We start from the raw sequence: 13,744 nt of genomic DNA, 5'->3' as shown, positions 1-13,744 counted from the left end.
ATACTATTTATTAGTTAATTTTAGTGATTAAAACTCGATAAATAATGATATTATGCCTTTTTTATATAAATAACTATAGAAATGACTCCAAACTCGCAGACCTTTGATTACTGGATTAGAAATCGCTTTGTTGAATTAAATTCAGAGCTTGAAGCGCTTTACTCAAATCAAAGTGAACGCACTAATGTCGAGTCCGTTGGCGACGATTTAAAGAAAGCTCTAGAGGATGAAGGCAGGGAGATAATTAAAACACTTTTATCTGAGGGAAATACTGATGAAGGCTTTGATAATGCATTCGATTTATTAGGTAATGTTGGTCTTTATATGGCTGCATGTCGAAGACATGAAATCACCGATCCTTCAAAACAATCCACTTCACCACTGAAAGAGGCCTCAGGACTTGCTATGAATATAGGCGCCTCAATTGGTGTTACGCCTCGCTTTGCTACCGCCCACCTTTCAACGCACAACAAAGCAGTAGATGGAGTATATAAAAGCTTTACAAAGCTGCCTGCTGAAAAGTTATTTCTCGATTACAACACTAAAGCAATTCTTGCCTATAAAAGAGCCGCTGACGCGTTACTTAAATTGCATCCACTAGGCATTTCTCATCCGATGTGTCCTGAACTATTAGTAGTCGTTAAAGAGGCGCTTGAAGAAGTCATTGAATCTAATGCTGCATTATTTAATAAGCTTAGTGTTGATGACTTCTTTTACTGTGTTCGTCCCTACTACAAGCCTTATCATGTTGGATTTCAGGTCTATCGAGGAGCAAATGCAGGTGATTTTGCAGGAATAAATGTTATTGATATTTTGCTTGGACTTTGCTTTGCTAATGAACCCGCTTATTCACAAATGCTCGTTGATAAATTTCTATATATGGTCCCAGAAGATCAAAGCATTCTAAGAGACTGCATGAGAAGAACCAGCATTATGGATGATTTTCTAAGTGCTGACGTTTCCTCTAAAAAGTGGTACAAGGATAATCTCACTCTGTTCCTTGAAATTTGTCAGCTTCATGGTGACGCTGCAACTCAGCACCATAATCAGCTCGTTGAGAAATATATTGCGCAGCCCTCAACAGACCTTAAAGAATCTCAACTTAGTAATATTACCGCGAGCGGTCCGCCATTAAAAGTTTTACTGGACTCACTTGAAAAATTAAGGGATCGAAGGGCAGGAGCTGATCGCAGTGATATACGAACGCGCTTTGCTGATATTGCGCTCCTCAAAAAGCGCTTGTCAACTAATGGCAAAGTAAATAAGCATAACTTTAAAGAGGATTTTATTTTAACGAAAGCAAATTATCTCCTTAATCACTCTGTTGGAAGACCATTAAAAACCTCTGAAAAAAACTTTTCAGAGCAGCTTTATACTCCTTGGAAAAATTCACTTAACGAGCCTTGGGAGCAATGGCTTGGAGTTATTAATGACTTTACAACTTCTTTAGCGAAACTCTTTAATGCAAAGCAATCTGAATTCTGCCCGCAAATTAATTTATCAAGTGGATTAACTAAAATATTGATGTCTTTAGATCAGGCTCAAAAGAAAAATTGCGTCATCTTGGTCAGTGAAATTGACTTTCCAGGAATGGGCTTTGCCCTTAAAAAATCACTACCTGAAGACTGTGAGATTAGATTTATTCCCTCCAATATTGATATAACGAATGTAGGCGTATGGGACGAGTACCTAACAGAGGATGTTGATTTAGTTTTCGTCAGTCATGCATATTCAAATACGGGTCAGCTGTCGCCAATCTCACAGGTGCTTTCAATGGCAAGAGCTAGAAATATCATCTCTATTTTAGACATTGCCCAGTCTGTGGGTGTTGTGCCGATAGACCTAAAGGCGTTAAACCCAGATTTTATGATTGGATCGAGTGTCAAGTGGTTATGCGGAGGCCCTGGGGCTGCTTATTTATGGGTTAATTCAGCTCGCCTTGCCTCTTGTAATCCAAAAGACGTAGGTTGGTTTAGCCATGAGAATCCATTTGAATTTGATATTCATAATTTTCGCTACCATGACAGTGCACTTAAATTTTGGGGAGGTACTCCATCAATTGCGCCCTACGCCATAGCAACTCATAGCATCAATTACTTTACAAAGATTGGATTAAAAAACATTAGGAAACATAACCAACTCTTAATAGAAAAGACTGCAAATGCGCTTGATTTAGAATTCGTCTCACCCAGGGAAGAGGCAATTAGAGGGGGCACGATGATATTGGACTTTGGGAGCAACCAACAGAAAATGTTAAAGAATTTTAAAGCGCATAATATTAGTGTTGATCTTAGAAGTCATGGAATCCGAATATCTCCCCATATCTATAATGATGCCGAAGATATCGATCAGCTATTAAGCGTTATAAAGTCAACCAAGCTTTAAAACTAGTCTTACTAAATCAGGATTTAAGTACATTGAAGTAGATTACTAATTAAAATAGGGCGTTATGGATATGACAACACCCGCACTGCTTTTCCCCGCAATTTCTTTACTCTTTGTAGCCTATACAAATCGCCTTCATTCCCTAAGTGTCCTTATTAGAGCAATGACAACAGAGGGTAGTGATGAGTCCAAGACTAAACACACTGAGGAGCAACTGGATATTCTCAAGAAGCGCGTTACTTATATTAAAAGGATGCAGGTCTTTGGAATTGTAAGTTTCATTTTCAATCTAATGACAATTATTTGTTTTTATATCGAGCAAATTTCTCTTGCGTATTATATTTTTGGTTTTGGTCTTTTAATGCTGTCAGCATCTTTAATTTTTGCGTTGCTTGAAACATTAATCTCTACTAAGGCGCTGGATATTCACCTTGAAAATTACAAGGGTTAAGTTTCTATATCAAAAACAATAATCCCTTGATGTCCCTTTTTGCACATTGAAATAAGTTTACTACCAAGAAGGACATGCTCTGGATGCTCATTATATTCAAGCAATGCCTGGTGATTCTCAAAGCTTGCTATAAAGCCAGAATTATAGTCGGCTGATTTTTGCTCAAAATCTAGATTATTTCCATATTCAAAATCATTTAAACCTTCAACTTGATTCTTGAGATTTGAAAGGCCCTCAAAAACATCAAATTGATCAGACTCACTTATTTCAGATTTAAAATTAAGAAATACACAGTGCTTTATCATTAGCTACATAAAAATAAGTTACGGTTTTTTGCCTATATTGTCAGCGATCAAACAAACTATTTCAAACATGATCGCGTTGGCAACATGCGCTGTAATTTGGTTCGGCGAATCAACCGTTGGCATGAGACAAACTACGTCACCTCCAATGACATTCTTACCGCGAAGACCTTGCAGCATTTGAAGCACGTCCGGCATTTTAAAGCCTTCAATCGCGGGCTCTAAATTTGAAACACCTGGCGCCACAGTGACGTCCAAACAGTCTAAGTCAAAGGTCACATAAATAGGTGAATCCCCAACACGCTCCTGGATCATCTCAATACATTTTTCAACACCGTACTCGTCATACTGGTCTTTAGTGATAATCTCATAGCCCAGCTCGTAACTTGAGTTTAGCCAGTCTAGAGTTCTGGTGTTTCCCCGAATCCCAACCTGAATACTTTTTGAAGCATCTACAAAGCCATCTCTAACTAGGTAGCTTGCCCAATGGGCTGCAGACTTAACAGCCCCCAAGAAGTGATCAAGCTGATGAAATGCGTCAGTATGCGCATCAAAGTGAACAAGAACCGCTTTCTTACCACCCGTTAGTTTCGATTTTGGACCTGCAATTGCCTGAAGGATTCCGCCAGTAATCGAATGGTCACCGCCAATTGAAACTGGTCTAACACCCGACTTGGCAATAATGTCATAAAATTCGGTTATGTGCTCAATGCACTTCTCATTGTTATTTGCCTCGGGCAGAGGAACGTCACCAAAATCTCTAATTTCGCACATCTCCCAAGGAGAAATACCAAACTTGAGGTGTCCGCGTCTTCCCTGAGCAGAAATATTTCTGACTGCCCTCGGGCCCAAATGTTGATCACGCTGAGTAGTCCCATTTCCAGTGCTATGAGGAACGCCAACGAGTGCAATGTCGCAGCCTTCTGTCTCAGGATTATGAGGACAACGAAAAAGGGTTGGCACGCCCCACCAATAGAGGCCATTCATCATCGCAGCGTTATCTCTAGTTTTCTTATCCATTCTTTTAGTACCTATAATTGGAAAAAATCTACTCGAACTTCTCACTTACTTTACTTAGAATAGCTTCTTTATAGGGCACCTTTAACTCCTGTGAAGCCCATGATGCAAAGCCTAAATCAACCTGCTGCCCCCATGTTTTAATAGGGTTTTTAAAGGTTGTAATAGAAGACTCTGTCGGCGCAGATAAAAAGAGCGCCATCTCCGCAGCATCTGACTCTTCAGTCTGATTCTCTGGAGAAACATACTCACTGATATTAATAAAGTTGGCAATGTCTGTCATCCAATAAATACAGTGACGGTACTCTACTGCAAGATTAGCGCCCTTTATATACTCTTGAGAGAGCGTAGTTATGGCCTCTGTTTGAGCGGCAACAATTTGGCCGTTAGTCATCTCCATGTCCGTTCCATCAATGGCGTGGTAGGCATAAATTCTATTCATTATTCCTTCACCTGCAGTGAGGCCGGCCATCTCTGGCCTGGTAAGCTGAATATAAATAAGCGCTGAGCACCTTATTGCCTCTTCTGAAACTTTTGTGTCGGCATACGATGAGCTCATAGAGCCGATGGATAGTAATAAGATAGTAAATAGTTTTTTCATAAATAAAAGCAAATTAAGTTCAGTAATTAATAAAGTATAAACAAAATAGTTATCCAAATAATATCTTTAATGATTAATAGTTGCTAAAATAATGAGCTTGTCTTTTCACTCATTTAAAAAACTTATATGTCAAATAAATATCTAATTTTTGGGGCTACTGGATCTATTGGATCAAGCCTTGCAGAGCAGCTTACAAACTCAGATCATGAAGTGCATTTAATTGCCAGAAATGAGGATGAGTTAAAACCATTATCAGAAAAACTTGGCTGCACTTATTCTGTTGCTGACGTGTTAGAAGAAAACTTTATAGACAAGGTTAAAGCAGATACCTCAGACTTTGATGTCAAGGGAGTCGCATACTGCGTCGGATCAATTGATCTAAAGCCACTTAAAAGAGTGAGCGAAAGTGACTTACATAATTGCATGAAGTTAAACCTCTACTCAGCAATTGAGTCGATTAAAGGTTTTCAAGAAGAGTTAAAGAAAAATAATGGGTCAATCGTTCTATTCTCGTCCGTTGCCGCCCAAAAAGGCTTTACCAACCATACAATTATTGCAACTGCCAAAGCAGCGATTGAGGGCCTAACAGTAACGCTTGCCGCAGAGTTTGCACCAAGTATTCGCGTTAACTGTATTGCGCCAAGCCTTACGAACTCTAAAATTGCTCAGCCAATGTTAAAGAATCCAATTGTTGCTGAGGCACTTGCTAAAGCGCACCCACTTAAAAGGGTTGGTGAGGGAAAAGACTCTGCCTCAATTGCAAAGTTTCTACTGAGCGATGAGAGCTCTTGGGTTACAGGTCAAATAATCGGAGTTGATGGGGGTCGCTCCCGACTTTCATAGTCTAAAGCAACCCGCGTAAAAGAGATAATAGGATTTAATTAATCTGTAACAGTCAAATAGATTCTAGGCGCACCCGAACCAATAAGGAGTATGTCGTTATCATCTCCGTCACTAAATTCAAGGGAATTTGCCGCTGTCGCTTTAACGCTCATAGCAAAAGTGGAATCTTCCGTGACAACATAAGAAGTCGACAGGGCTGTTGTCCAAGCAATTTTGGCTGCATTCGCACAAGTTGTTGCAAATGCATCAGCAGATGTTAGTAAGTTAACTGTTGGTATCCCGCGAGTCGTCCCTGTGCCCTCAATTGCAAAGGTACTTTTATCACCATTAGCAGCCAAATTAGAAGAACAATTTGTCTGAGAAAACTTGGTTAGAGCCTCGTACGTAGTAACAACGGTACCTTCAGCGGTTCCACAGTCCATTGTTTTAACATTTTGTGCCAAAGAGGTGCCATGTGCTGTAGTAAATGCAGCACCATTATCTGGATAACTAGATGCCCTACTGCCTGCATTACTAGTCCAACAATAAGTTCCACCGTTTCCATCGCCAGACGATCCATCAACATCATTACTAAATCTTCCTGACCATTGCATGCCGAGCTTAGAGCTTAACTGCACATACAAGAATGGGTAGGTTCCTGGCTCAATATAGAATTCTGGTATAGGTAGCGTTGCACTAACACCCGCCTGGATATCAAGTTCAATGCCTGCAGCGCTCTCAAAGAACATCTGACAACTACTCAAGTCATTGAGATCAGGATCAGCCGTGCAAAGACCAAATTTATAAATGTTTAATTTGTAGATATCAGGTGTAATTAAGCAGTCAGTTGTTGCATCTAAAGCTGTATAGTCATCAGTTGTAGTATCATCTTTAACTGGAGTTTCTGAGTCTCCACTTGCGATAACAATGGCTCCATCTCCATTAACAACACAAAGCGCATTGGCACTATTTGAAAATGCTATTGCCGCTAAAAATAAGGTGGCTAATAAAATGATTTTATTTAAGTTTAATGTTTTCATATTAGATTCCAGTTACGGTTAATGTGCCAGACTTTTTCTTAACAAGCTGATTTTCACGCTTCACGAGGTCGTACCTCTCTGCGCCAAGCTTTTTAAGTTCATAGGCATTATCAGCAAAGGTAAATAGTGTTGGCCTTACGTGTTTCTCTTGACCAAAGGCCCATGTGTAGTTCAGAGAAATTGAATCAGTATCCTTCTTAGTAGCATCTTTATAATCGGTACGGACGTAATTCAAAGATAAGTTATCTGAGAGGCTTCCGCCTAAAGAGTACTTCCGCATCTTTTGATCTTTAAGGCCATCGATACCATCCCACTGCACTGCGTTCATTCCAAACATCATGCCTGGAAAGTAAGGAAGTGCTACCCTAAAGCCCATGTCCCTTCCATCTAAAACCTTTGAGTCAGTTCCGCTCTTATCTTTAATGTAACCTGTGGTGCCATTGTATGAGTTCACCCTTGTCTCAAAAATCGAGCTAATAAGCTCAAAGCCAACGCCATTACGTTTGTGATCGTTTGGAAACTCGTGATCGTAAAACGCGTTAACGCCGGTCATCCATGTCTCGTCAGCGTTGAGTCTTCTATAGCCTAGACCAAGGTTTAAAGTCGTTCTCTTATCAAAACGATTGAGGTTGATCTGGTTAAAAATAAATGAATTTGGGTTGTCGCCATAAGCCCTAAGAACACCAATATCAACCGATGAGTCACCCTCTTTTAGGTTGGTGCTGACCTCAACGGTATTAAAGTTTGGACTTAATAGAGCGCCAATACCTGTCGAGACAAAAGAGCTAGCGGAGCTAGTCATTCTACTCATCAGTGAAGACTTGATTTGCTCAGAGTCATCCGCGCTTACGCTGAGTGAGAAACCGAGTGACATTGTTAAGAGTGCACTGAGCGCTGTCTTTGTTAGATTTGAATTTGAAAAACTCATTTCATACTTCCTTGTAATGATTAGTTTGTAAGCGGGACATTATATAGTTTAAGGTGCATTACGTCTATAATTCAAAATGAACTATAAAAACTCATAAGTCAATAAAACTAATGGATTAATACCTCAATTTTTTCATAGAGGTCCTTGGAGATGGTGATCGTTTGTGACTTCTCACGCACCTTCCTCTTTTCAATTCGCTTATCACCTGGAAGCCTTGTACCTGGCTGCTCAAGGATTGCACCTACCAGGGTCTCAGTTCTCTCGGCAAAACCCTCTCCAGAGAAAAAACTAGGATCAATAGCAATAATCAGCTGACCAACGCCCGGTGAATCGCCCTCAGCGTTAAGAAAAGAGCTCGCCTCAAAGCCAAAGTTTGAACCGGTAAGCCCAGCTGCAAGCATCTCCACCATGAGAGCTAGAGCGCTCCCCTTGGCATCTCCAATTGGAAGCATTGCTCCCTCAAGTGCTTTTTTAGCATCGGTTGTTGGCCTGCCTTCTTTATCTATCGCCCAGCCCTCTGGAATTTTTTCATTGAGTTGATTGGCCACCATCACCTTGCCGCGTGCTACCTTACTTAAGCTCATATCAATGACTAATGGAGCTGCAGCCTCTCTTGGCGAGGCAAATGCGATTGGGTTTGTACCGAATAAGGGTTTCGTTCCACCCCAAGGCGGAATCGCTTTAGGCGTATTACCAAACATCAATCCAACAAGACCATCTTCAGCGAGTCTTTCAACATGCCTTCCCGCCTGACCAAAGTGATGCGAGCGAGAAATGCTTGCAGCGGCAATGCCAAAGTTCTTGCAAGTCTTTGTTATTTCACTGAGGGCTAATGCGATTGCTGGAAAAGCAAAGCCTTGATTGGCATCAACTCGAATGACGCTCCCCTTTGAACTTAAAAGTGAGGGGGTTACATTTCCAGCGACCTTACCTGACAATACCTGCTCAACGTAAGAAGGTATACGTGATAGGCCGTGACCAGCCTGTCCATCAAACTCAGCATTAATTAAGGCGTCAGCAACTTCCCTTGCATTCTCATCAGAAGTCTGGTTATTAGTTAAGGCATTAAACGCCAAATCCCAGGCCTCTTTCTCGCTTATCTGTAATGTTTTTATCATCGAAAGTCTCTATAAATTTGCAAATTAAATTATAGTTACCTTAAGGTTATATAGTGCAATCATTTCTGATGATAAGTTTCTCATTAAAAACAAGAATTAGTTTTTACCTCAGTATCTTTTGGATACTGTTTTCGTTTTTCATTGCGACAACATACTCAAAACTAAATAATCAAATATTCATCAGTTGGTTTGATCTTTATAACGTTTATTGGCATATATTCTATATCGTTGTTGCACCTGTATGGATATATTGGATTGTTATAAAGCCCTATAATTGGATTAAGAAAATTCGTAAAGCGCGAGAAAAAAAATGAAAATTAACGCAGGCATATTTCAATACAAAATGCGCGATGAAACTCCTTTAAGAAGAGTTCAAAGGCTAGAGGAAAAATTACAGCAAACTGATGGGCTAGACTTAATCGTTTGCCCTGAACTGTTTCTTTCTGGGTACGGTAGCTTTGATAAAATCAAAGAGTATTGTGAGCAGATTGACGGTGAGTTCGCAAACAAAATAAGCGCTCTTGCAAAAAAATACTCAACCGGCATTCTTTATGGTTATCCAGAAATGGCCAAAAACAGTCTGTTTAACTCAGCTCAGTATTTTGATAGTAAGGGCGCGTCTCTTGTAAACCATCGCAAAAAAATGCTGCCGCCCACCGCCAACGAGTCAAAGATATTTAAACCAGGTAGCAAGAGTTCGATAATTATGGTCAATGGGATAAAATCTGCAATCGTCATTTGTTATGAGCTAGAGTTTCCAGAGATAATTCGTAAATTAGCCCTACAAGGCGTTGAATTGATTATCGCTCCAACAGGTCAGTCATCTAATTGGCCAGCTGCAGCTCTTTATAATTGCAGAACTAGGGCATTTGAAAATGGAATATATGTGATTTATGCCAACTCTACTGGAAACTTAAATGGCATCAATTTTATGGGTGAGAGCAAGATTATTGGGCCAGATGGGCTTGATGTTGTAAACGCTGGAACAAGTGAAAAAGTCATCGCAGGAGAGATCAACACCAATGCAATCTCATCAGTACGAAATAAACTTCCCTACCTTGATGACTCAAAAATGCTCAATTAACTCTCTTTATATGCTGTCTGGAACGCCAAAGCTATACTCATCATCTCGAACCTTATCATAGTCATAGGTCTTAATTTTCCACGCTCTGACGCTAGGATTTTTATTGATTTCATTGTATAGTCTCACCAAACCATCAAATGGGCGAATAACCTCTGCTGAGATATCATCAATAACGCCCGATGCGATCCAGCCCAAAAGACTCCAAACTGCAAGATCTGCAATAGTCATGCTACCTCCAACAAACCAGCCTGAGTTATTGGCATCTAAAATATTTTGTAAATAACCAAGGTATGTTGGCAGCTCATTAGAGGCCAACTCTTTTCGCATTGCCTTCTTTCTTATTGGATCACTTTCTTTCATTGAGGGGCTTAAAAGTGCATTAATATTTTCAACAGCAACAACGATTTGATCAACCTTGCCCGCCTCAATAATATCCTCCGGATACATTCCGCCAAGCTTGCCGCATATTCTTGCGATTGCAATTGTCTGGGCGACACTCTCACCATTTATAGATAGAACGGGCAGTTCACTGAATGGGATTTTTGTGCCATCCTTCATTTTCCCATTCTCTTTGGCATAATCCCACTCATCATCACTAGGCCTGAAGTCTTCAAAGTCAATATTTGCGATGAACAGAGGTAGTCTTGATATTTCAGCACGCCAAAAAGGTAAATCAAAATATATAATTTTTATGTCCACTAGCTAGTCTCCCAATAATCGGTAAAGCTCTAATTATAGTTTGTAAAAATTCTCAAAAAAAATCTCTCTTTGATCTTTGAGCATTCCAGCAGTCTCATCCAAAAATCGATTCCTATCTTCTCTTGTTTTTAAGACCCAAATACATACTGAATCTTTGCTGTGATAAATAGCCTTTAACTCATCGTCAATTTCACATACCTCTTGGGGTATTTCCGTTTTAATACAAAACATTTTTGTTCCCTATAAATTTATTCTCTAAAAAATAAAAGACTAATAACAACAAATACTTAACCACAGGCTCCACCAAAGCGACTTCGGATTATAATTTCTTTAGCTACAGGAGAACTAACATTAAATTTCCGAGCCAGATAATCAATACTTTTATGTTGATAGGTATAAAGCATTACCATCATATAAATTTCATCATCAGTAACTAGTGGTCCATTATTCGAATGGTTAAATGATTTTTGCCCTCTTGACATATTATTAGTTATTGTTTTTTATTTTTAGGTCTGAGGTTAATTTACATTAATTTATACAGCTTATAGATCTATCTGAAAACCCTCATTTTAGTTTTGTCACACACAATTTAAACTGGCTTCTGACACCAAAATTGATACATTCCTATAAAGCAGTGAGGATTGGCTTCTTCATATATGTTCCATTTATCTAAATTATAAAGATCATCTTGTCCAACATTCACTAACTTAAAATCCCGAACTATTCTATTTGCCTCAAAACCACAGAATCTTAAACCTAATTCGTACAGACAATCTTTTAGTTGAGGAATAGTAAATAGATGCTCTTGAACATGGAAAAGAAGATCACGCAACTCACTCATGCTGTAAAAATCATTAGAAGACTGTATTTTCTTGTATTGCTCTTTGCTTGAGTTAATTACGCTACTTCTAAATGACTTCATTGCAGCATCACTCGATCCAATGGCTGATTGGTTAATTTCTTTCCGCATCCTTAAAATATTTTGTCTAGCAAGCCCACTATATAATCCAATTTTCATTAAACCGCCTGGTTCAAGACAATCTGTCAAAACTCTCCATCCAGCTATGGGCTCATCCATGTGATGAAGGACACCAGAGCTTTCAATTATGTTGAATTTCCTATTAAGCTTACCTAACTCTAAAATATCAGCTTGCATGTAATCTATATTTTGAACACCCAGTTCTTCTGTTTTTCTCTTCGCATACGCTAAGCTCGACATACTCAAGTCTACAGCAAGAACTTTAGCATTTTCAAACCTTGACGCAGTGCTAATTGAATGTTGTCCAGTGCCACAGCCAGCTATTAAAATATTTGGGGCCTGAACATCATTAATTGTCTTATCAAATAGTCTAAGCTCTAGCCCCTTGGTTGCTTTAAAAAATGGAGCAGGCTTTAAACGTAATCCCACATTAACCCACCTTGGATATGGGTTTTCTTCATATTGTTTCTTCACTTTTGAAGATACTATGTTAGTAATATTATGTAAAGCTGGTATATCAGATTTCAGGAGATTTTCTTGATTTGGTTCAAAAATTTGACGCATAAAAACTTCTTCAATATTCGCATGCGAGTTGAGTAAGTTGGACCATTTATACTGGTTTAGGGCTTTATAGGAAGCCAAGCATAGTATTGACTGTGATTTTGGCTGATCACCTTTTGAAAGAGCCTCGGAGACCTCAGCTTCCAATACCACAAGCGCAGAAGTTTCTTTATCACTTTGGCTATAAATATATTCATTTGTAAAACATTGCAATGCTAATGCGGATTGAAAGCGCAAAACTTTTGGAGAACTTTTGATTTCATTGATGGATAAAAGCAAGATTGCTCGCATATCCATAAAAATAGCTTCCAACTCTAAATCAGGAAGAGGGCAAGTACTCATTAATTTAAATAAGAGAGGGGCTTTGGAAAGATTAGAAATTAACCTCTCAAGTGACTCCTTTACCTCACCTGCAAGATGGATTTTAAAAGACTCCTGCATATCTGGCTCAATCTTCAAAAGACTTATTGCGGCTTTAGATATATCTACTGGTCTGACAATATTTTTCTGGTCGAGTATTATGTTAATTACTTCCTGCAAACCAGAATTTGGCTTATCAAATACTACTCCCTGTAAAACAATACCCATGTTGTAATAAACCTCAGCATAATCTGGTTTAATCTTCAATGCTTGAGTGTAGCTATTAATCGCGGACTCGAGATCACCCTTACTCTGAAGAGCGGCGCCCATATTATTATAGGCCTCAGCATAATCTGGCTTAATCTTCAATGCTTGAGTGTAGCTATTAATTGCGGACTCGAGATCACCCTTGTCTCTCATTGCTAGCCCCATATTATTAGAGGCCTCAGCATAATCTGGTTTAATCTTCAATGCTTGAGTGTAGCTATTAATCGCGGACTCGAGATCACCCTTACTCTGAAGAGCGGCGCCCATATTATTAGAGGCCTCAGCATAATCTGGCTTAATCTTCAATGCTTGAGTGTAGCTATTAATTGCGGACTCGAGATCACCCTTACTCTGAAGAGCGGCGCCCATATTATTAGAGGCCTCAGCATAATCTGGCTTAATCTTCAATGCTTGAGTGTAGCTATTAATCGCGGACTCGAGATCACCCTTGTCTCTCATTGCTAGCCCCATATTATTAGAGGCCTCAGCATAATCTGGTTTAATCTTCAATGCTTGAGTGTAGCTATTAATCGCGGACTCGAGATCACCCTTGTCTCTCAGGGAAATGCCCATATTATAATAAGCCTCAGCATAATCTGGTTTAATCTTCAATGCTTGAGTGTAGCTATTAATCGCGGACTCGAGATCACCCTTACTCTGAAGAGCGGCGCCCATATTATTATAGGCCTCAGCATAATCTGGCTTAATCTTTAAAGCTTGAGTGTAGCTATTAATTGCGGACTCGAATTGCATTAATCCTGCATTGGCTGCCCCAGCAATATTGAAGAGGGCTGCTGAATTTGGAAATCTTTCCAGCATTTTATTAGACTCAGACAAAGCTCGTTGAAGTTGTCCTTGGGAGTAGAGATTGATGATCGACTGAAACTGTTCTGAGGAAGGATCTTGAGTTACTAATCTTTCACCTTTAACTAATAACTGAAGCTCACTTAGGGCTTTTTTATTCTTTGAAAACTTTTGAAGAATGTCTTCATAAATGCTCTTTGCTTCATCAAGCTGCCCTTCCCTGGATTTATTCTTAGCAAGTCTTAAAGCCTTATCGAGTTTGATCGTGTCTAAGATATTCGATTGCAAGGCACTTGAATCTTTTATTTTCATTGTATTAGTTTCAT

14 protein-coding genes and 1 pseudogene are annotated in these 13,744 nt (G+C 39.4%); 5 read left to right on the top strand and 10 right to left on the bottom strand.

Features of this window, described 5'->3' with window-relative positions; translation table 11 throughout:
• Positions 1 to 81: 81 nt before the first annotated feature.
• The 3 genes and pseudogenes from ABXT51_RS00515 to ABXT51_RS00505 all read left to right on the top strand — a co-directional run.
• Positions 82 to 1,242, top strand: a pseudogene (locus ABXT51_RS00515) (PrnB family protein); the annotation flags it as partial.
• Positions 1,240 to 2,385 (top strand): aminotransferase class V-fold PLP-dependent enzyme, encoded by a 1,146-nt coding sequence (locus tag ABXT51_RS00510; protein WP_416696318.1) that lies wholly within the window; start codon positions 1,240 to 1,242, stop codon positions 2,383 to 2,385. The pseudogene ABXT51_RS00515 and the gene ABXT51_RS00510, both read left to right, overlap by 3 nt.
• A 64-nt stretch (positions 2,386 to 2,449) precedes the next feature.
• Complete coding sequence (locus tag ABXT51_RS00505) at positions 2,450 to 2,836, top strand: DUF2721 domain-containing protein (RefSeq protein ID WP_416687184.1); 387 nt, start codon at positions 2,450 to 2,452, stop codon at positions 2,834 to 2,836.
• Here the strand turns inward: ABXT51_RS00505 and ABXT51_RS00500 are convergent.
• Genes ABXT51_RS00500 through ABXT51_RS00490 form a run of 3 tightly spaced genes read right to left on the bottom strand, consistent with a single transcriptional unit; the run spans position 2,833 to position 4,756 of the window.
• On the bottom strand, positions 2,833 to 3,141 hold the full coding sequence (locus ABXT51_RS00500; RefSeq protein WP_416695646.1) for a Dabb family protein: 309 nt from the start codon (positions 3,139 to 3,141) through the stop codon (positions 2,833 to 2,835). The genes ABXT51_RS00505 and ABXT51_RS00500 overlap by 4 nt on opposite strands.
• An 18-nt stretch (positions 3,142 to 3,159) precedes the next feature.
• Positions 3,160 to 4,158 carry an arginase family protein gene (locus ABXT51_RS00495; RefSeq protein WP_416678187.1) on the bottom strand — a complete coding sequence of 333 codons (999 nt, stop codon included), beginning with the start codon at positions 4,156 to 4,158 and terminating at the stop codon, positions 3,160 to 3,162.
• 28 nt (positions 4,159 to 4,186) lie between these two features.
• Positions 4,187 to 4,756 carry a hypothetical protein gene (locus ABXT51_RS00490; protein ID WP_416695644.1) on the bottom strand — a complete coding sequence of 190 codons (570 nt, stop codon included), beginning with the start codon at positions 4,754 to 4,756 and terminating at the stop codon, positions 4,187 to 4,189.
• A gap of 126 nt (positions 4,757 to 4,882) precedes the next feature.
• Between ABXT51_RS00490 and ABXT51_RS00485 the strand changes: the two genes are divergently transcribed.
• Entirely contained in the window at positions 4,883 to 5,599 is a 717-nt protein-coding gene (locus ABXT51_RS00485; protein ID WP_271556345.1) for an SDR family oxidoreductase, read from the top strand.
• 38 nt (positions 5,600 to 5,637) lie between these two features.
• Here the strand turns inward: ABXT51_RS00485 and ABXT51_RS00480 are convergent, their stop codons facing one another.
• The 3 genes from ABXT51_RS00480 to ABXT51_RS00470 all read right to left on the bottom strand — a co-directional run bounded on the left by ABXT51_RS00480 (position 5,638) and on the right by ABXT51_RS00470 (position 8,664).
• Positions 5,638 to 6,618, bottom strand: coding sequence for a hypothetical protein (locus ABXT51_RS00480; protein ID WP_416695642.1), 981 nt, complete (start codon positions 6,616 to 6,618; stop codon positions 5,638 to 5,640).
• Between the two features lies 1 nt (position 6,619).
• Positions 6,620 to 7,546, bottom strand: a complete 927-nt coding sequence (locus ABXT51_RS00475; RefSeq protein ID WP_416695640.1) for an inverse autotransporter beta domain-containing protein — start codon at positions 7,544 to 7,546, stop codon at positions 6,620 to 6,622.
• 107 nt (positions 7,547 to 7,653) lie between these two features.
• The gene (locus ABXT51_RS00470) at positions 7,654 to 8,664 is read right to left on the bottom strand and encodes an Ldh family oxidoreductase (RefSeq protein WP_416695638.1); all 1,011 of its coding nucleotides are present in this window, start codon (positions 8,662 to 8,664) and stop codon (positions 7,654 to 7,656) included.
• Between the two features lie 310 nt (positions 8,665 to 8,974).
• Here ABXT51_RS00470 and ABXT51_RS00465 point away from each other — a divergent pair, with 310 nt between their 5' ends.
• Entirely contained in the window at positions 8,975 to 9,748 is a 774-nt protein-coding gene (locus ABXT51_RS00465; protein ID WP_416695636.1) for a nitrilase-related carbon-nitrogen hydrolase, read from the top strand.
• 6 nt (positions 9,749 to 9,754) lie between these two features.
• Here the strand turns inward: ABXT51_RS00465 and ABXT51_RS00460 are convergent, their stop codons facing one another.
• The 4 genes from ABXT51_RS00460 to ABXT51_RS00445 form a co-directional block, all read right to left on the bottom strand.
• A complete protein-coding gene (locus ABXT51_RS00460) occupies positions 9,755 to 10,447 on the bottom strand; it encodes a glutathione S-transferase (RefSeq protein WP_416695634.1) in 693 nt (230 codons plus the stop codon).
• Positions 10,448 to 10,480: 33 nt separating this feature from the next.
• The gene (locus ABXT51_RS00455) at positions 10,481 to 10,678 is read right to left on the bottom strand and encodes a hypothetical protein (protein ID WP_416695632.1); all 198 of its coding nucleotides are present in this window, start codon (positions 10,676 to 10,678) and stop codon (positions 10,481 to 10,483) included.
• A gap of 56 nt (positions 10,679 to 10,734) precedes the next feature.
• Positions 10,735 to 10,929, bottom strand: a complete 195-nt coding sequence (locus ABXT51_RS00450) for a hypothetical protein (protein WP_416695630.1) — start codon at positions 10,927 to 10,929, stop codon at positions 10,735 to 10,737.
• Positions 10,930 to 11,036: 107 nt separating this feature from the next.
• A complete protein-coding gene (locus tag ABXT51_RS00445) occupies positions 11,037 to 13,730 on the bottom strand; it encodes a tetratricopeptide repeat protein (RefSeq protein ID WP_416695628.1) in 2,694 nt (897 codons plus the stop codon).
• Positions 13,731 to 13,744 lie beyond the last annotated feature (14 nt).

The organism is Candidatus Pseudothioglobus sp. Uisw_050_01, from assembly GCF_048085775.1.
In the GTDB taxonomy this organism is placed as follows: Bacteria; Pseudomonadota; Gammaproteobacteria; order PS1; family Pseudothioglobaceae; genus Pseudothioglobus.
The sequence above is the reverse complement of the archived record's forward strand: the minus strand, read 5'-3'. Positions and strand labels throughout refer to the sequence as shown.